The sequence below is a fragment of the Pseudarthrobacter polychromogenes genome, from assembly GCF_014644495.1.
In the GTDB taxonomy this organism is placed as follows: domain Bacteria; phylum Actinomycetota; class Actinomycetes; order Actinomycetales; family Micrococcaceae; genus Arthrobacter; species Arthrobacter polychromogenes.
In genome coordinates this window covers 310,555-327,778 of the sequence record NZ_BMKU01000002.1, presented here as the reverse complement: position 1 = coordinate 327,778, position 17,224 = coordinate 310,555, and the positions used below count along the sequence as shown (strand labels likewise).

15 protein-coding genes are annotated in these 17,224 nt (G+C 67.3%); 3 read left to right on the top strand and 12 right to left on the bottom strand.

Annotated features, from left to right (window positions below; translation table 11 throughout):
* Nucleotides 1-5: 5 nt before the first annotated feature.
* Genes IEX43_RS04680 through tdh form a run of 3 tightly spaced genes read right to left on the bottom strand, consistent with a single transcriptional unit; the run spans nt 6 to nt 3,416 of the window.
* A complete protein-coding gene (locus IEX43_RS04680; RefSeq protein WP_188809292.1) occupies nt 6-1,124 on the bottom strand; it encodes an NAD(P)/FAD-dependent oxidoreductase in 1,119 nt (372 codons plus the stop codon).
* Between the two features lie 31 nt (nt 1,125-1,155).
* Nucleotides 1,156-2,361 carry a glycine C-acetyltransferase gene (locus tag IEX43_RS04675; protein WP_188809291.1) on the bottom strand — a complete coding sequence of 402 codons (1,206 nt, stop codon included), beginning with the start codon at nt 2,359-2,361 and terminating at the stop codon, nt 1,156-1,158.
* Between the two features lie 8 nt (nt 2,362-2,369).
* Nucleotides 2,370-3,416 carry an L-threonine 3-dehydrogenase gene (gene tdh, locus IEX43_RS04670; protein ID WP_188809290.1) on the bottom strand — a complete coding sequence of 349 codons (1,047 nt, stop codon included), beginning with the start codon at nt 3,414-3,416 and terminating at the stop codon, nt 2,370-2,372.
* A gap of 127 nt (nt 3,417-3,543) precedes the next feature.
* Here tdh and IEX43_RS04665 point away from each other — a divergent pair, with 127 nt between their 5' ends.
* The gene (locus IEX43_RS04665) at nt 3,544-4,455 is read left to right on the top strand and encodes a LysR family transcriptional regulator (RefSeq protein WP_188809289.1); all 912 of its coding nucleotides are present in this window, start codon (nt 3,544-3,546) and stop codon (nt 4,453-4,455) included.
* Nucleotides 4,456-4,512: 57 nt separating this feature from the next.
* Here the strand turns inward: IEX43_RS04665 and IEX43_RS04660 are convergent, their stop codons facing one another.
* The 5 genes from IEX43_RS04660 to IEX43_RS04640 form a co-directional block, all read right to left on the bottom strand.
* Entirely contained in the window at nt 4,513-5,136 is a 624-nt protein-coding gene (locus IEX43_RS04660; protein WP_188809288.1) for a DUF5666 domain-containing protein, read from the bottom strand.
* 199 nt (nt 5,137-5,335) lie between these two features.
* The gene (gene gatB, locus IEX43_RS04655; RefSeq protein WP_188730168.1) at nt 5,336-6,844 is read right to left on the bottom strand and encodes an Asp-tRNA(Asn)/Glu-tRNA(Gln) amidotransferase subunit GatB; all 1,509 of its coding nucleotides are present in this window, start codon (nt 6,842-6,844) and stop codon (nt 5,336-5,338) included.
* On the bottom strand, nt 6,844-8,418 hold the full coding sequence (gene gatA / locus IEX43_RS04650) for an Asp-tRNA(Asn)/Glu-tRNA(Gln) amidotransferase subunit GatA (RefSeq protein ID WP_188809287.1): 1,575 nt from the start codon (nt 8,416-8,418) through the stop codon (nt 6,844-6,846). The genes gatB and gatA overlap by 1 nt, the downstream gene beginning before the upstream one ends.
* A gap of 3 nt (nt 8,419-8,421) precedes the next feature.
* Complete coding sequence (gatC, locus tag IEX43_RS04645; RefSeq protein ID WP_059319419.1) at nt 8,422-8,718, bottom strand: Asp-tRNA(Asn)/Glu-tRNA(Gln) amidotransferase subunit GatC; 297 nt, start codon at nt 8,716-8,718, stop codon at nt 8,422-8,424.
* Between the two features lie 146 nt (nt 8,719-8,864).
* Entirely contained in the window at nt 8,865-10,385 is a 1,521-nt protein-coding gene (locus tag IEX43_RS04640) for a CitMHS family transporter (protein WP_344672591.1), read from the bottom strand.
* 169 nt (nt 10,386-10,554) lie between these two features.
* On the opposite strand from IEX43_RS04640, the gene IEX43_RS04635 reads away from it, so the two are divergent.
* Together IEX43_RS04635 and IEX43_RS04630 are read left to right on the top strand one after the other, a co-directional pair.
* Nucleotides 10,555-12,282, top strand: a complete 1,728-nt coding sequence (locus tag IEX43_RS04635; protein WP_188809285.1) for a sensor histidine kinase — start codon at nt 10,555-10,557, stop codon at nt 12,280-12,282.
* Nucleotides 12,275-12,940 (top strand): response regulator, encoded by a 666-nt coding sequence (locus IEX43_RS04630; RefSeq protein WP_188809284.1) that lies wholly within the window; start codon nt 12,275-12,277, stop codon nt 12,938-12,940. The genes IEX43_RS04635 and IEX43_RS04630 overlap by 8 nt, the downstream gene beginning before the upstream one ends.
* 19 nt (nt 12,941-12,959) lie before the next feature.
* On the opposite strand, the gene IEX43_RS04625 is transcribed toward IEX43_RS04630, so the two are convergent.
* The 4 genes from IEX43_RS04625 to ligA form a co-directional block, all read right to left on the bottom strand.
* Nucleotides 12,960-13,343: a RidA family protein gene (locus IEX43_RS04625; protein ID WP_188809283.1), complete on the bottom strand. Its 384-nt coding sequence runs from the start codon at nt 13,341-13,343 to the stop codon at nt 12,960-12,962.
* A 47-nt stretch (nt 13,344-13,390) separates the two neighbouring features.
* The gene (locus tag IEX43_RS04620) at nt 13,391-13,894 is read right to left on the bottom strand and encodes a GNAT family N-acetyltransferase (RefSeq protein WP_188809282.1); all 504 of its coding nucleotides are present in this window, start codon (nt 13,892-13,894) and stop codon (nt 13,391-13,393) included.
* Nucleotides 13,895-13,958: 64 nt separating this feature from the next.
* On the bottom strand, nt 13,959-14,768 hold the full coding sequence (locus tag IEX43_RS04615; protein ID WP_188809281.1) for an inositol monophosphatase family protein: 810 nt from the start codon (nt 14,766-14,768) through the stop codon (nt 13,959-13,961).
* Nucleotides 14,765-17,074: an NAD-dependent DNA ligase LigA gene (ligA, locus tag IEX43_RS04610; RefSeq protein ID WP_188809439.1), complete on the bottom strand. Its 2,310-nt coding sequence runs from the start codon at nt 17,072-17,074 to the stop codon at nt 14,765-14,767. Before ligA ends, IEX43_RS04615 begins: the two co-directional genes overlap by 4 nt.
* Between the last annotated feature and the right edge of the window lie 150 nt (nt 17,075-17,224).

Genomic DNA, 17,224 nt, shown 5'->3' with positions numbered 1-17,224 from the left:
ATTCTTCAGCGCCGCACGGACCAGCGGGTGGCCGCCAGCGCCTGCGCTGTCCGGGATTCCGGACCCGCTGTCCCGCTCGCGGCGGCAGCACCGGCCTGGCCCGCCAAAATCTGGGCTGCCGCGAGCTCAGCCATGGCCGAGGACGTCTGGAACCCGTAGCCGCCCTGCCCGGCGAGCCAATAGAAGCCCGGGGCCTCCGCGTCGAACCCCGCGACCGGAACGCCGTCGGCCGCTTCAGTCCGCAGCCCCGTCCATGCCCTGCGGACTTCAGTGATCCCGAGCGTGGTTACCTGGTTCAACCTGTCCACCAGCCGCTCAATATCACCGGGCCGCGGCCGGGCATCCTCCGGTCCGCTGGGCTCCGACTCGGAGGGCGAAATGAGCACGTCGTCCCCGTCCCGCCGGAAATAGAACGAATTGTCCGCCGCCGCCACCATGGGGCTGTGTTCAGGCAGGGGATGGTCGACGGCGGCAATCGCCGCCGTCCGGCGGTACGGCTGGAGTCCCAGCTTTTCCACGCCGCTGATCACGGCAAGTTCGTCCGCCCAGGCTCCGGCAGCGTTGACCACGACACCCGCCTGGAAACCCTCTGTGCCGGCTCCCACCTGCCATCCGGAACCCAGCCGTTGCGCGGTGTGCACCTTCGCGCCGGTAATGATGTCCACCCCGGCAGTCTCAGCGCGCTGCCTGTGGTCTGCCAGCAGCAGCGGCGCGTTGCAGCCGAAGGACCCTTCATCCAGTCCCGCGGCCTGGAAGGTACCGGGGACCAGCGCCGGGCAAAGCTCCAGCGCCTCAGCGGGGGTAATGGACCGCATGAGTCCGCTGGCTTCCGCGGCCACGTCTTCCTCTGCACCGATCAGCATGAAGCTGCGGGGCGTCAGGATGGGCTCGGACAGCTCAGCATCGCGAGCGGCAAGCAGCTCAAGCGTCCGGACGGTCAGTTCCTGGACCACGGGCGGGCCGTAGCTCGGAATGAACTGGCGGGCCGAGCGGGATGACGTGTGGTACGCCAGTTCCTGTTCCGCCTCCACCAATGCCACGCTGCATTTGCCCGCCAGCGCGGACGCCAGGGACAGTCCGGCAATGCCGCCGCCGACAATCAGGACATCATAATGAGCTGCCATTTCCCTATCCTCGCAGACTTGACTCCCGGCGCTACCCCTCCTGGCCTGCTACCTCGGCGCGGCTGGCGAGGAAGGCACGCACGCACGCTTCGACGTCGTCCGCCGAGTGCGCAGCCGATAGCTGCACCCGGATCCGCGCGGCACCCCGCGGAACCACCGGGAAGCTGAAGGCCGTGACAAAGACGCCGTGCTGCAGCATCCTGTCGGCCACCTTTGCGGCCAGCACGGCGTCGCCGAACATCACCGGCACAATAGCGTGTTCCCCGGGCAGGAGATCGAAGCCTTCCTCCGTCATCCGGCGCCGGAACAGGACGGCGTTCTCGAAGAGCGTGCGCCGCAGGTCCGCCGAGTTCTCCACCAGGTCCAGGGCCTTGATGGTGGCCGCAACAATGGCTGGAGCTACCGAGTTGGAGAACAGGTAGGGGCGGGCCTTCTGGCGGAGCATGGCCACCACCTCGGCCCGGCCGGACACGTAGCCGCCGGACGCTCCGCCGAGCGCCTTCCCGAACGTTCCGGTGTAGATGTCCACCCGGTGCGACACACCGGCGTGTTCGGGCGTGCCCGCACCCGTCGCACCCATGAAGCCGACGGCGTGGGAGTCGTCCACCATGACCAGTGCGTCGTGCTTCTCAGCGAGGTCGCAGATGGCCTCCAGCGGCGCAAGGTACCCGTCCATGGAGAAGACGCCATCGGTGACCACGATCCTGCGGCGGGCGTCCTTCGCCTCCACAAGCTTCGCCTCGAGGTCCGCCATGTCCTGGTTGGCGTACCGGTACCGCTGCGCCTTGCAGAGCCGGATCCCGTCGATGATCGAGGCATGGTTCAGGGCATCGGAAATGATGGCATCCTCCGGCCCGAAGAGCGATTCGAAGACCCCGCCGTTGGCGTCAAAGCAGCTGGAGAACAGGATGGTGTCCTCGGTGCCCAGAAAGCGGGAAACCCTGGATTCGAGTTCCAGGTGCAGGTCCTGGGTGCCGCAGATGAACCGCACGCTGGCCATGCCGAAGCCTCGCTCGTCCATGGCCGCCTTGGCCGCGTCGATGATGTCCGGGTGGTCCGCCAGGCCAAGGTAGTTGTTGGCGCAGAAGTTCAGCACGTCCGCGCCCGGCTGCCCCAGCTGTCCGGCCGTGATGTGGCTGGACTGCGGGGAACTGATGCTGCGTTCGGTCTTGAAAAGGCCCGCGCTGCGAATATCGTCCAGCTCCGTGCGCAGCTGGTCCTTGATCGAGGTGTACATGGCGTTCCTTAGAGTTGGGTCCAGTCGAGGACAACTTTGCCACCTGCGCCGCTGCGGGCAAGGTCGAAGCCCTTCTCCCACTGGCCGGCAGGGATCGTGTCCGTGACGACGGCGGAAATTCCCGCATGCAGCACGGGGTTGGACGAGAGCATGGCGCTCATGGCATACCAGGTTTCATACATTTCGCGGCCGTAGATGCCCTTGAGCGTGAGCATGTGGGTGACCACCTTGCCCCAGTCGATGATGATGTCCTGGCTGGGCAGGCCGAGCATGGCGATCCGGCCGCCGTGGTTCATGTTGTCGATCATCTCCGGCAGCGCACCGGGATGGCCGGACATTTCCATGCCGATGTCGAAGCCCTCACGCATGCCGAGGTCGCGCTGGGCATCCCGCACGCGGGTGGTGGAAACATCGATCGCGAGGTCTGCCCCCAGCTGGCGGGCGAGGTCAAGGCGTGGCCGCGAGACATCGGTGATGGCAATCTTGCGGGCCCCGGCGTGCCGGGCAACGGCGATGGCCATCAGCCCGATGGGTCCGGCGCCGGTGATCAGCACATCCTCCCCAACCAGCGGGAAGCTGAGGGCGGTGTGCACGGCATTGCCGAAGGGGTCGAAGATGGCACCGAGTTCGGGCGTGACCGAGGGATCGTGGTGGACCCAGACGTTGGTTTCCGGGATCACCACGTACTCTGCAAACGCACCGTCACGCTGCACGCCCACGCTGACGGTATGGATGCACATCTGCCGCCTGCCGGCGCGGCAGTTCCGGCAGATCCCACACACTACATGGCCCTCTCCGGACACTCTGTCCCCCACTTTGACGTCGCGGACGTCCTCGCCGGTTTCCACAACCTCGCCGTAGAACTCGTGGCCAGGGATGAGGGGGGCTTCAATGATCCCCTGCGCCCAGGAATCCCAGGAGTGGATGTGGAGGTCGGTGCCGCAGATGCCGGTGGTCATCACCCGGATCTTCACATCAGCAGGGCCAGGCACCGGCTCGGGGCGGTCCACCAGTTCGAAGCCGGCCTGGGGTCCGGCCTTGTACAAAGCCTTCATCGGCTTCCTCACTCTTTGTCTGTCGTGGCAGGTCCTGCCTTCCTCATTACAACGAGGAAAAAGCTTTAGCACAACAGCAAAATACTCAATCGACGGTGTAGCTCTTCCTAACGCATAGACTGCTGGGATGGAGATTCACCAGCTTGAAATCCTGCGCGAACTGGGCGCCCTCGGAAGCGTCAAGGCAGTGGCGGACACCCTCATGGTCACCCCCTCCGCCGTCTCCCAGCAGCTGGCCCTGCTGCAACGGAAGGTCGAGGTCCCGCTCACCCGCAAGGAGGGCCGCAACCTGGTGCTCACCGAGGCAGGCCAGGTGCTGGCCGATGCCGGGGCCGCCGTCGTCAGCGCCATGGCAGACGCCAAAGATGCCATCGGGAACTACCACGGTTCTGCTGCCGGCAGGGTAAGCCTGTGCGGATTCCACAGCGCGGGCCAGGCGGTCTTCGCCCCGCTCGCCCGCATACTCGCCGCCCCTGGACAGCCGCGGATAGAACTCTCGGACGAGGACGTGGCCCAGCAGGACTTCCCCGCCCTCACCGCGCGCTATGACCTGGTGCTCGCCCACCGGATGGACCACAGCCCGCGTTGGCCTGCCGAACGGGTGACGGTGATCCCGCTTGCCCACGAGCCCCTGGATGTGGCTTTGCCCGCCAGGCACCCCCTGGCGGCCAAAGGGGCGGTCACAGCGGACGACGTCGGCGGCGAGGCCTGGGTGACCAGCCACGCCGGCTACTCCCCCGCGGACGTGCTGTCCGCCGTCGCCGCCTTTTCCAGCCGCGAGCCGAACATCGTCCACCGGATCAACGATTACTCCACAGTGGCCGCCCTGGTTGCCACGGGCGGCGTGGTGGGCTTGCTCCCCAGGTACACCGCGGGGCCGGTACTGAATCCGGACATCGTGCTGCGCCCGCTCGAGGGAATCAGCACCCGGCGCCGGATCGACCTGCTGGCCAGGCCTGAAAACCTGAAGCGGCGGTCCGTGACCATTGTCTGTGAGGCGCTGCAGGGCATCATGGCGGAGCTGGTGGAACAGGGCTGACCCAACTGGGTAGCAGTTGATGTCGTTATGAGGGCTGAAAACGACATCTGCTGCTACCTACTTGGGTTCCCTGCCCTGTCCGTGGCCGCGGCCCAGTCCGAGCCCAGGATCCTCGCCGGCACCTTCAACAATCCTCTCCGCGGTCACGGCGTCGCCGTCCTTGACTCCGGAGATCCGGACCTCGTCGCCTGCGGCGATGTCCGCGATGGTTCCGTCGGCCCGCTTGGGCCGCTTGCCGCCGTCGTCCTTGGCCTCAGAACCATCCGCCGGCGGAGACGCCACCTGCGTAATCCTCGTGCTGGCGTCGATGGTGTAGGCCTGCGAGTAGCCGTCCTCGCTTCGAACGGTGATGGAGGTGTCACTGACGGACTCCACGGCGCCGCGCTGGGTCACCTCGGTCTGGAAAGTCCCGTCAGCCTTCTTGGCCACGCTCTCGCCATGCAGGTGCTGCGGGCGCTGTGCCTTGTCCGGCTTGTTGTGTCCGGGCGCTTTGTCCCGGCCGGGGGCACTGTCCTGTCCAGGGGCATTGCCCGACTTTCCCGGCGGCGAGGACGACGGCGGTGCGGGCGGCGGAGTCTCGTTCGAGGCCCACGCGAACGCCACCCCGGTCCCGGTCAGGACGAGTGCCACCGCTCCACCGAGCGCAGCCTTGCGGAATCCCAGCGGTTTCCTTACCGACATACCCATACCTCCCACAGCAACGGCAGGGCATTCCCCGTGAGCGGAGCCCTGGTGGTTCAGTGTAGGACGGGGCTGTACTGCCGCACACGAGTAGCCTGGGGGACGTCGGAAGTGAGTACTACTTAAACAAAACCGGGTAGCAGCCGATGTCGTTATGAGCGCTCAAAACGACATTTACTGCTACCCAGTTGGGGGAGGGCTACGCGGTGACGCCCAGCTTCTCCAGGATCAGCTCCCGGACGCGGGCGGCGTCGGCCTGGCCGCGGGTGGCCTTCATCACTCCGCCCACGATGGCGCCGACGGCCTGGACCTTGCCGCCGCGGATCTTGTCCGCGACGCCGGGCTGGGCAGCCAGCGCGGCATCGATGGCTTCGAGCAGGGGCCCGTCGTCGGAGACCACGGCCAGGCCGCGCTTCTCCACGATGTCCGCGGGGGTGCCTTCGCCGGCCAGGACGCCGTCCAGCACCTCCGTGGCCATCTTGTTGTTGATCTTGCCCTCTTCCACCATGCGTGCGAGCTCCACGATGGTGGCGGGCTGGACGCCGAGCTGGCCGGGATCGACGTCGGCGTTCTTCGCACGCCCCACGATCTCGCCCATCCACCACTTGCGGGCCACGGAGGCCGAGGCCCCGGCCGCAATGGTCTCCTCGATCTCGTCCATGACGCCGGCGTTCACCACATCGCGGAACTCGAGGTCCGAGTAGCCCCAGTCAGCCTGCAGGCGCTTCCGGCGGGCGGCCGGCGGCTCGGGCAGGGTGGCCCGCAGTTCCTCAACCCACTCGCGCGACGCCACCACGGGAACCAGGTCCGGCTCCGGGAAGTAGCGGTAGTCGTCGGCGTCGGACTTGGGCCGGCCCGACGTGGTGGTGCGGGTGTCCTCATGCCAGTGGCGGGTTTCCTGGACCACCGGGTTGCCGGCGTCCAGGACGGCGGCGTGGCGCTGGATCTCATAGCGGACGGCGTGTTCGACGGCGCGCAGCGAGTTCACGTTCTTGGTTTCGGACCGGATGCCGAACCTTTCGCGGCCGTGCGGGCGCAGCGAGACGTTGGCGTCGCAGCGCACGTTGCCGCGTTCCATCTTGGCGTCCGAAACACCCAGGTTCTTCACGATCTCCCGGACCGCAGCCACGTAGGCCTTGGCCAGTTCGGGTGCCCGGGAGCCTGCCCCCTCAATGGGCTTGGTGACGATTTCCACCAGCGGAACGCCAGCCCGGTTGTAGTCCACCAGGGAGAAGTCGGCGCCGTGGATGCGGCCGGTGGCGCCGCCCATGTGGGTCAGCTTTCCGGCGTCCTCCTCCATGTGGGCGCGCTCGATCTCCACCCGGAACACCGTGCCGTCGGAGAGCTCGATGTCCAGGTAGCCGTCGTATGCGATGGGTTCGTCGTACTGGGAGGTCTGGAAGTTCTTGGGAGTGTCCGGGTAGAAGTAGTTCTTCCGGGCAAACCGGCAGCTCTCGGCGATCTTGCAGTTGAGCGCCAGGCCGATCTTGATGGAGGACTCCACTGCGGTTTTGTTCACCACGGGCAGGACGCCGGGCATGCCGAGGTCCACCTCGTTGACGTTGGTGTTGGGCTCGTCGCCGAAGACGTTGGGCGCGGAGGAGAACATCTTGGTCTTGGTGTTGAGCTCCACGTGGACCTCGAACCCCAGGACGGGATCGTACTTCTCCATGGCTTCTTCGAAGCTCAGGATTGCCTCTGTGTTCATTACTTTGCCTCCTGGCTTCCAACAAGGGTTTCGACGGGCCCGGCGGCGGCAAGCTCGGGCGCCTGCGCCAGCATCGGTCCGCCCCACTTGGCCTCAAGCAGCGACTCCAGCACGGCGCCTACCCGGTAAAGGCGGGCGTCCTCGCGGGCCGGTGCCAGCAGCTGGATGCCCACGGGGAGGCCGTCTTCGTCCGCCAGGCCGCCCGGCAGGGACAGGCCCGGCACACCTGCCAGGTTGGCCGGAATGGTGGCGACGTCGTTGAGGTACATGGCCAGCGGATCGTCCAGCTTTTCGCCGAGGCGGAAGGCTGTGGTGGGGGCGGTGGGCGAAATCAGCACGTCCGCCACGGTGAAGGCGGCATCGAAGTCGCGCTGCACCAGGGTGCGGACCTTCTGGGCCGAGCCGTAGTAGGCGTCGTAGTAGCCCGCGCTCAGCGCGTAGGTGCCCAGGATGATGCGGCGCTTCACTTCGTCACCGAAGCCGGCGGCGCGGGTAGCACCCATGACGCGTTCGATGGTCATGGGACCGTCTTCGGGGAGGACGCGCAGGCCGTACCGGACGCCGTCGAACTTGGCGAGGTTGGAGGAGGCCTCGGAGGGCATGATCAGGTAGTAGGCACCCAAGGCGTACTGGAAGTTGGGGCAGGAGACCTCAACGATTTCCGCGCCGGCTTCCTTCAGGAGCTCCAGGGAGTCATGGAAGCGGTTTTCGACGCCGGCCTGGTAGCCCTCGCCGTGCAGCTCCTTGATGATGCCGATCCGCATGCCTTCAACATTGCCGGTTTTTGCTGCGGCCACGAGGCCGGCAAGCGGGTCCGGGAGCGAGGTGGAGTCGCGGGGATCGTGTCCGCCGATGACCTCGTGCAGCAGCGCGGAGTCCAGCACGGTCCGGGACACGGGGCCGATCTGGTCCAGCGAGGACGCCATGGCGATGGCACCGTACCGGGACACGCTGCCGTACGTGGGCTTGACACCCACGGTGCCGGTGACGGCGCCGGGCTGGCGGATGGACCCGCCGGTGTCCGTACCCAGGGCGAGGGGCGCCTCGAAAGCGGCGACGGCGGCCGCGGAGCCGCCGCCGGATCCGCCGGGAATGCGGTCCAGGTCCCACGGGTTGCGGGTGGGTCCGTAGGCCGAGTGTTCGGTGGAGGAGCCCATGGCGAACTCGTCAAGGTTGGTCTTGCCCAGGATGGGCATCTTCGCCGCGCGCAGGCGCTCCACCACGGTTGCGTCGTACGGGCTGTGCCAGCCCTCGAGGATTTTGGAGCCCGCGGTGGTGGGCTGGCCGATGGTGACGATGAGGTCCTTGACGGCGATGGGGACGCCGGCCAGGACATGCAGCGCCTCGGCTTCGGCACCGCCGGCGGCGCGGATGGCGTCCACCTCGGCGGCGACGGCGAGCGCCTCCTCAGCATTGACGTGCAGGAACGCGTTGACTCCGCGTTCCCCGCCGTCAACGGCAGCGATCCGGTCCAGGTACGCCTGGGTGACCTCGACGGAGGTGACCTCGCCGGCGGCCAGCTTTTCCGCCAGCGCCGCGGCTGAGAGGCGGATGAGTGTGTTGGTGTCAGTCATGGGTTATGCCTCATCCAGGATTGCCGGGACCTTGAAACGGTTATCGTCGGAATCCGGCGCACCGGAGAGCGCCTGTTCCGCGGTGAACGTGTGGCCCACAACGTCTTCGCGGAACACGTTGCTCAGCGGAATGGGGTGTGAGGTGGCCGGGACGTCATCCCCGGCGGCCTGACTGACGGATTTGACCGAATCGACGATGACGGCGAGTTCTCCGGCCATCCTGTCCAGTTCTTGGTCACTCATCTCAATGTGAGCGAGCCGCGCGAGATGCGCGACGTCGTCACGGTTGATCGCAGCCATGGATCTCCCCTGCAAAGTTCGAATTGATTTCCGATCCATTCTAGTGGGGAAACAATGATGCCCGTCTGACATCCCCCAGCGGGCGTCAGACGGGCACCTTGATGCCGGGTTCCGCCAACGTGTGGCGGCAGCACGGCAGCTATAGACTAACCGATTCCTATGGCTCCGGTCAGCATGCCAATTCCCAGCATGACCAGGGACACCACGGCGCTGCGCCACAGGACCTTCTTGTGGTGGTCGCCCAGGTCAACCTTGGCCAGCGAAACCAGCAGCAGGATGGCCGGAACGAGCGGGCTCTGCATGTGGAACGGCTGGCCTGTGATGGAGGCGCGGGCCATCTCGGCGGCGCTGATTCCGTAGTGGCCGGCCGTCTCGCTCAGGACGGGCAGCACGCCGAAGTAGAAGGCGTCGTTGCTCATGAAGAACGTCATGGGGATGCTCAGGACGCCGGTGATGACGGCCATGAGCGGGCCCATGCTGGAGGGGATGATCTGGACCAGCCACGCGGACATCGCTTCCACCATGCCTGTGCCGGTAAGGACGCCGGTCAGGACGGCGGCGGCCATGACCATGCTGACGACGGCGACAACAGACGGTGCGTGGGCCACGATCTGCGCGGCCTGGTCCTTGACGTTGGGGAAGTTGACCAGCAGGGCGATGGCGGAGCCCACCATGAAGACGTACGGCAGCGGCACGAGGTCCGCGATCAGCATGCCCATGACGGCGACCGTAAGGCCCAGGTTGAACCACTGCAGCTTGGGACGCAGGGTACTGCGGTTGGGGTCCAGGGCGGTGTCCGCCATGGCGCTGTCGTGTTCGTCCACCAGGTCCTCGGTGCGTTCCAGGACGGCAACGGAGGAGCTTCCGACGGCGGGGGCTGCTCCGCCGGGGTTGGTCACCTTGCGTCCGCGGCCGGCGCCTGAATCACTGGCACCACCGGAAGGGTGTGCGCCGCCGTCGAACGCCTCGGCAGTGAAGGGCTCTGCCGTAGACGGCGTTCCCCAGATTTCCGGCTGGGTGGCCCGGAGGCGGTTGCGCTCCTGCAAGCCGAGCAGCCAGGCGAAGGCGAAGACGACGACGATGCCAGCCAGGAGTGACGGGATCATCGGGACGAAGACGTCGTTGACGTCGATGTTCAGGGCGCTGGCGGCGCGGGCGGTGGGGCCGCCCCACGGCACGATGTTCATGGTGCCGTTGGCCAGGCCGGCCACGCAGGTGAGGACCACGGGGCTCATCTTCAGCCGGAGGTAGATGGGCAGCATGGCCGCGGTGGTCAGGATGAAGGTGGTGGAGCCGTCACCGTCGAGGGATACGGCGGCTGCGAGGACGGCGGTTCCCAGGACCACCTTGGCTGGGTCGTTGCCGAGCTTGCGGAGGATGAACCGGACCAGCGGATCGAACAGCCCGACGTCGATCATCAGGCCGAAGTAGATGATGGCGAACATCAGCAGGGCCGCCGTTGAGGTCATGGATTTCATGGACTCCATGACCATGTCGCCTATGCCCAGGCCGGCACCGGCGAAGAGGCCAAAAACAGTGGGGACGATGATCAACGCCAGCACTGGCGTCAACTTCTTCGTCATGATCAGCACCATGAATACCGCGATCATTGCGAATCCAAGTAATACCAGCACGGCCGGCTCCTTACTATGTGAACAGCGGCACAGCGGTGTGACGCGTGCTACAGACTGTAGGGTGGCGGCCGTCACGGCCGTGCCTTTGGCTCAATTGATTGGCATACTGCTTATTGGGAGCATTTTGCTCATTGTGCTCACCCGCTCATTTTGCTGAAAGTGCCTGCCGCAGGCCCCGCCGCGCAAACCGTCAAGGAGGATCATGCAGCGTTCCGTGCCCCGCCGGCCGCTGCGGTTCTCCACCCAGACCCTCTTGCTCCAGTTGTCCGTGGTGCTGCTGGTTGTCCTGTTCAGCGCCGCCGTGCACGCCTGGCTCACCTACGACAGGGTTGGCAGCGAGGCGGAGAACCAAGCCCTGACGCTGGCGCGGACGGTGGCCTCGGACGCCTCAGTGCGGGCGGACGTGCTGGCGATCAGCCAGCAGCCCGGCACTCCCCCGCCCGCCGAGCTCGCGGCGGGCCCCCTGATGGAAGCGGCCGAAGCGGCCCGGGTCCGCACGGGCGCCCTGTTCGTGGTGATCACGGACGAGACCGGCCTGCGCCTGGCCCACCCGGACCCGGAGCGCCTGGGTGAAAAGGTCAGCACCGACCCGTCCGAGGCCCTCGCCGGCCGGGAGGTCACCACCCGGAACACGGGAACGCTGGGGCCGTCCGCCGGGGCGAAGGTTCCCGTCTACGCGCCGGACAGCACCACCGTGGTGGGCGAGGTGAGCGTGGGCTATTCCATGGAAACGGTGGGCCAGAGCGTGGCGCGGGATATCGGCCCCGTCGCCCTCACCGCAGCCGGGGCGCTGCTGGCGGGCGTGCTGGGTTCGTTCCTGCTGCGCCGCCGCCTGCAGCGGCTCACCCTGGGGCTTGAACCCGAGGAGATCAGCACGCTGGTCCACGACCAGGTGGCGGTCCTCCAGGGCGTGGACGACGGCGTGGTCGGCGTCTCCGCCGACGGGCGGATCACAGTGTTCAACGCGGCCGCCCAACGGCTGCTGGAACTGCCGGACCTGGCCGGCAGCCGCTGGGAGGACGCTCCGGTGCCATACCAGCTGAAGTCCCTCACCCGTGCCGGCTCCAACAGCCCCGGCGCGGTTGAGCTGGTGGCCGGCGGGCGCGTGCTGGTGGCCAACGCCCGCAAGGCCCTGCACAGGCGGGAGGACCTTGGCTGGGTGTTGATGCTCCGCGACCGCACGGAACTCCAGCAGCTCACCCGGCAGCTGGATGCCGTGGGGACCATGTCCACGGCGCTGCGGGCCCAGCGCCACGAGTTCGCCAACCAGCTCCACACCATTGCCGGGTTCATGAGCATCGGCCAGCACCAGCAGGCCCGGGAGTACCTGGCACAGCTGGCAGCCACCGGTCCGCTGAAATTCCCGGTCGACCAGGCCGAGCTCCTCCAGGACCCGTACCTGCAGGCCTTCGTGGGTGCGAAGGGCGTGGAGGCGGACGAGCGCGGCGTAGCGCTGCGGATCGGCCCTGAGACCCTGGTCCGGGGCCAAGTGGCGGAGGCCCAGGACGTCACCACCGTGCTCGGCAACCTGATCGACAACGCGGTCAACGCCGCGGTGGCAGGCTCCGCCACGGACCGCTGGGTGGAGCTGGAGGTGCTGGACGAGCCGGATGACGACGGCGGCACGCTGCACATCGTCGTCGCCGACTCGGGTGACGGGCTGGTGGAGGGAACGGACCCGGAATCGATCTTCGCGGAAGGCTTCAGCACGGCGTCCGGACCGCTTGCCCGGAACGGCAGCGGCGGCCAGGGGTTTGGGCTGGCCCTGGCGCGCCAGCTGGCCCGGCGGCGCGGCGGGGACGTCAAAGTCCTGGAGCCGGGCAGTCCGGGCGGACCAGGCGCAGTATTCATGGCCACCCTGCCGGGGACCACTTCAGGGACGGCGGGCAGGACAAGCACAGGGACAGCCGGAAAGGATACCCATGCCTGAAGATTTTCGGGTGCTGATCGTGGACGACGACTTCCACGTGGCGAAGCTCCACGCCGCCTACGTGGATTCCGTGGCGGGATTCATGGCGCTGGCACCGGTGGGCACCGCGTCGCTGGCGCTGCAGTCCATCCACAGCCTCAGGCCGGACCTGGTGCTGCTGGACGTCTACCTGCCGGACGCGTCCGGGCTGGACCTGCTCCAGCAGCTGGACGTGGACACCATCATGCTGACAGCAGCCTCCGATGCCATTTCCGTCCGGGTGGCCTTCCGCCGCGGCGCGCTGGGCTACCTCCTGAAGCCTTTTACGTCGGAAGCCCTCTCCCAGCAGCTGCGCTCGTACGCCCGGTACCGCCGCCTGCTGGCGCAGCCCGGGGCACTGGACCAGGAGGCGGTGGAGCGCGCCAAGCGCGCCCTGATCCCCGGCGACGTCACGCCGTCGTCAAAACCCCGCTCGGCCACCGAGGCGGCAGTGCTGGAATCCCTGGTACCCGGCGAGCAGTACTCGGCCGCCGAAGTGGCCGGGCGGGTGGGGGTTTCCCGCGCCACCGCGCAGCGGTACCTGTCCTCCCTGGCTGACGATGGCGCCGTGGACATCCAGCTGCGGTACGGAACGACGGGGAGGCCGGAGCACCGCTACGGTCTCCCCGCCACTCCCTAGAAGGCCCAGGGCAGATCTGCTAGTTTGCGCCCTTCTGTGCCACGAGCTCGATCTCCACGAGCATCTTGGGGTCCAGGAACGGCAGGACGTGCACCAGTGACAGGGTGGGGCGGATGTCGCCGAAGACCTCGCCGTGGGCCCGGCCTGCGTCTTCCCACCTGCTGATGTCCGTGAGGTAGAGCTTGGACTGGACGACGTCCTCGAAACCGAAGCCGGCGTCAGCGAGGACTTTGCCGAGTTTCTGCAGGATGTACTGGGTTTGAGCGTAGAAATCGTCCCCGACGATTCCGTCCTCGCCGCTGGCCGCGGTGGCGGAGATGTAGAGGGTGTTGTCCACCTGGACTGCCCGTGAGTAGCCGAGGGCCTGTTCCCAGACGGAGCCGGTGCCGAAGGTTTTGCGCATGGTGGGCCTTTCACTACTGGATGGGGTTCGGCACCACTGTAGGGCTGCTACACGTCGAGGCGGTAAACCAGCAGTTTTATGTCAGTTCCGGGGACCAGCCAGTCACGTTCGGGCGCCCGGCGGAAGCCCGTCTTGCGGTAGAGGCCGTGGGCGCTTTCCCAGGTTTGTCCGGTGGTGAGGGCAACAGCCTTGATGCCGTCCAGCTGCCTGGCATACTCCAGGATGGCGTCCACCATGGCCCTGCCTGCGCCGCTGCGCTGGACTGCCGGGTCCACCACCAGCATGCGGAACTCGAGCTCGTCCTCAAGGGCGATGTCCGCGTACGGCTCCCCTGCCCGGGCCAGTGTCACCGAACCAACCACGTTGCCGTCCCGTTCGGCCACCCAGATGGTGGCGTGCCCGGCCCGCAGCGCAACGTCCTGGACTTTGCGCATGTAGGGGTGGTCGGCGTCCTCGAAGTAGCCCGCGGCGAGGTAGGAATCACGTGTAATGCGGGCAACGGCGTCGTAATCTGCTGCGACGGCGGGACGGACTGTTATCTGCGGCTGCACCCGTCAATGGTAGTGGTACTGGCCGGTAACACCTGGCAAACCGGTGCTTTTCGTGAGCGAACTATCAGAGCGGGAATTTGCCCGAAAGCTCCAGGCCGCCGGCGCAGGTCCAGGCCTCCAGGCGGTCGGCGTCCGTGGGCCCGCCCTCCAGCGGGCTGGCCAGGCGCGGCCGCCGGACCCAGCAGCCGGCCTCTTCGGCGATGAGCGCACCCGCCGAGAAATCGTGCTCGTTGAGGCCGCGCTCACCGTACGCATCGTGGGTCCCGTCGGCCACGAGGCACAGGTCCAAGGCGGCGGATCCCAGGCGCCGGACATCGGCGAAGCCGTCCATCAGTCCGGCCAGGAAAGCGGCCTGCTCAGCCCGGACCCCGGGATCGTAGCTGAACCCGGTGGCCAGGATCTGGCCCTTCCGGCCCGGGACGGGACCCTCCAGCCGGGTCACCCTCCCTGCTTCCTCCAGCCAGGCGCCCTGGCCGCGTGCGGCGTAGTAGACGCGGCCCAGCGCAGGGGCGTTGACGACGCCGGCCAGCCAGGCGCCGTCGGCATCGGCCACTGCCACGGAGGTGGCGTAGTAGACGATGTTGCGGATGAAGTTGGTGGTGCCGTCCAGCGGGTCGATGGACCAGCGGTAGCCGGTGGGTTCGGCCGGCCTGGTGGTGCCGTGTTCCTCGCCGGTGATGGCGTCCCCCGGGCGGGCCGCTGTGATGACGTCCCGGACGGCGTGCTCGGCCGCGACGTCGAACGCCGTGACCCAGTCGCCGGCGTCGCCCTTGTTGCTGGCCTGGAGGGCCTCTGCGTTGCGGCCGGCCAGCACCGCGGCTCCCGCTGCCGCTGCAGCCTTGGCCACCTCCAGCAGGTCTGTAGGACTCGTCATGCCGTTACCTCCGCGTCAGTGTGTTCTGCCGGGGCCGCAGACTCAGGCCCCTCTCCTTCAGCCCCGCCCTCCAGTTCAGCCCCGCCCTCCAATGCTGCCGGCCCGCCGGCCAGGAGCTGGCGGAAACCGTCCTCGTCCAGCACGGGGACACCCAGCTGCTCAGCCTTGTCCAGCTTGGTGCCGGCGCTTTCGCCGGCCACCAGGTAGCTGGTGTTCTTGGAGACGGAACCGGCCGCCTTCCCGCCCCGGACCAGGATGGCTTCCTTGGCCTCATCCCGGCTGAAGTTCGGCAGCGAGCCGGTGACCACCACCGTCAGTCCTTCCAGCGTGCGGGGCATGGAGTCGTCGCGTTCGTCCGCCATCCGGACCCCCGCGGCCGCCCAGCGGTCCACGATCTCCTGGTGCCAGTCCTCCGCGAACCATTCCTTCAGGGCCGCAGCGATGGTGGGGCCCACCCCGTCAACGTGCGCCAGGTCCTCCTCCGACGCCTGGCGGATGGCGTCCATGGTGCCGAAGGCGGTTGCCAGCGCACGGGATGCCCGCGGGCCCACGTGCCGGATGGACAGCGCAACCAGCACCCGCCAGAGCGGCTGGGCCTTGGCCTTCTCCAGTTCCTTGAAGAGTTTTTCCGTGGTGGCCGTGGGCTTGGACGGTGACTTGGCCGTGCCCTTGCTGTAGAAGTAGGGCACCAGCTCGTATTCGCCCGTCGGCACGCCCTTGGACCGCTTCTCCCGCCGGATGCGGACGTCGGCCAGGTCCTCGCGGGTGAGGTCGAACAGCGCGGCTTCGGAGGTGACCGGCGGAACTTCCGGCTCGGCCGGCTGGGTCAGCGCAATGGCGGCCTCCCAGCCGAGGGCCTCGATGTCGAAGGCTCCCCGGCCGGCCAGGTGGAACACGCGCTCGCGCAGCTGGGACGGGCAGGACTTCGCATTAGGGCAGCGGATGTCCACGTCGCCCTCTTTGGCCGGAGCCAGCGGTGTACCGCAGGAGGGGCATTCGGTGGGCATCACGAAATCCCGCACCGGCGGGTCCTGCTGGTCGCGGAGGGCAAGGACCGGGCCCACGATCTCGGGAATGACGTCGCCCGCCTTGCGCAGGACCACGATGTCGCCGATCTTCACGCCCTTGGCCTTGACCACGTCCTGGTTGTGCAGGGTGGCCATTTCCACCGTTGAGCCTGCAACCTTGACCGGTTCCATCATGCCGAAGGGCGTCACGCGGCCGGTGCGGCCCACGTTCACCAGGATGTCGAGCAGCTTGGTGTGCACTTCCTCGGGCGGATATTTGTAGGCCACTGCCCAGCGCGGGACCCTGGTGGTGTAGCCAAGTGCCCGCTGGGTGGCGAAGTCGTCCACCTTGATGACGATGCCGTCGATCTCATGCAGCAGCTTGTGGCGCTGGTCCCCGTAGCGCTTAATGAAGTCCAGGACTTCTCCGACGCTTTTGAGCACCTCTGAGTAGGGGCTGACAGGGAGGCCCCATTCCTTCAACAGGGCGTAGGTCCCGGACTGGCTGCGCGCCTGCAGACCTTCTCGGGCGCCGATGCCGTGGACGAACATCTTGAGCGGGCGCTTTGCTGTTTCGGCGGGGTCTTTCTGGCGGAGCGAGCCGGCTGCAGCGTTGCGGGGGTTGGCCAGGGGCGCCTTGCCGGCTTCAATCAGTGCTTCATTGAATTCGGCGAAAGCCTTCGACGGGATAAAGACTTCCCCGCGGATTTCCATCTCGGCCGGAAAGTCCCCGCCCTGGAGCTGCTGCGGGATCTCCTTGATGGTGAGGACGTTGTGCGTGATGTCCTCACCGGTGGTGCCGTCCCCCCGGGTGGCCGCGCGGACCAGCTTCCCGTCGCGGTACAGGAGGTTGACGGCCAGGCCGTCGATCTTGAGCTCCGTCAGCCAGGCCGCGGCAGGGGTGCCGTCGCCGAGCTTGCCGATGCCGGCCTCGGCCTTGGCGAGCCAGGCCTCCAGTTCCTCGAGGGAAAAAACATCCTCGAGGCTGTACATCCGCTGCAGGTGCTCCACGGCGGCGAACGCGGCGGAGACTTCCCCGCCCACCTCCTGGGTTGGCGAGTCGTTCGCCACCAGTTCGGGGTGGAGCGCCTCGATCTCCTCCAGGCGCCGGAAGAGGTCATCGAATTCGGCATCGGAAACCAGCGGCGCATCTTCCTGGTAATACGCGAACCGGTACTTCCTGACCAGGTCCACCAGGTTCTCGTATTCCTCACGGACGGATTCGGTGGGGACGGCCTCAGGTTCCTTTGGTGTCCCGCCTGTGGCTGTTCCGGCACCGGGGGTCCGGTGCGGAGACATCGAGGCGGTCTTTTCTGCGGGGCCAGGTCCTGTAGTCACAGACCTATCTTGCCTCACCGTCCGTCAGTGTGCCCGGAACCGGCTCCTGCCCCACCAGGAGAAAGCCAGCCCCGCGGTTCCCACCAGCAGGACACCGGCCCTGATGGTCAG

What these genes read in the sequence shown, in the direction of transcription:
- IEX43_RS04665 (WP_188809289.1), top strand. Translation starts at nt 3,544, where the DNA reads ATGGAGATTCACCAGCTTGAAATCCTGCGCGAACTGGGCGCCCTCGGA.
- gatB (WP_188730168.1), bottom strand. Translation starts at nt 6,844, where the DNA reads ATGAACACAGAGGCAATCCTGAGCTTCGAAGAAGCCATGGAGAAGTAC.
- IEX43_RS04615 (WP_188809281.1), bottom strand. Translation starts at nt 14,768, where the DNA reads ATGACGAGTCCTACAGACCTGCTGGAGGTGGCCAAGGCTGCAGCGGCA.
- gatC (WP_059319419.1), bottom strand. Translation starts at nt 8,718, where the DNA reads ATGGCTGCGATCAACCGTGACGACGTCGCGCATCTCGCGCGGCTCGCT.
- ligA (WP_188809439.1), bottom strand. Translation starts at nt 17,074, where the DNA reads ATGTCTCCGCACCGGACCCCCGGTGCCGGAACAGCCACAGGCGGGACA.
- IEX43_RS04660 (WP_188809288.1), bottom strand. Translation starts at nt 5,136, where the DNA reads ATGTCGGTAAGGAAACCGCTGGGATTCCGCAAGGCTGCGCTCGGTGGA.
- IEX43_RS04675 (WP_188809291.1), bottom strand. Translation starts at nt 2,361, where the DNA reads ATGTACACCTCGATCAAGGACCAGCTGCGCACGGAGCTGGACGATATT.
- IEX43_RS04680 (WP_188809292.1), bottom strand. Translation starts at nt 1,124, where the DNA reads ATGGCAGCTCATTATGATGTCCTGATTGTCGGCGGCGGCATTGCCGGA.
- IEX43_RS04635 (WP_188809285.1), top strand. Translation starts at nt 10,555, where the DNA reads ATGCAGCGTTCCGTGCCCCGCCGGCCGCTGCGGTTCTCCACCCAGACC.
- IEX43_RS04630 (WP_188809284.1), top strand. Translation starts at nt 12,275, where the DNA reads ATGCCTGAAGATTTTCGGGTGCTGATCGTGGACGACGACTTCCACGTG.
- IEX43_RS04625 (WP_188809283.1), bottom strand. Translation starts at nt 13,343, where the DNA reads ATGCGCAAAACCTTCGGCACCGGCTCCGTCTGGGAACAGGCCCTCGGC.
- gatA (WP_188809287.1), bottom strand. Translation starts at nt 8,418, where the DNA reads ATGACTGACACCAACACACTCATCCGCCTCTCAGCCGCGGCGCTGGCG.
- tdh (WP_188809290.1), bottom strand. Translation starts at nt 3,416, where the DNA reads ATGAAGGCTTTGTACAAGGCCGGACCCCAGGCCGGCTTCGAACTGGTG.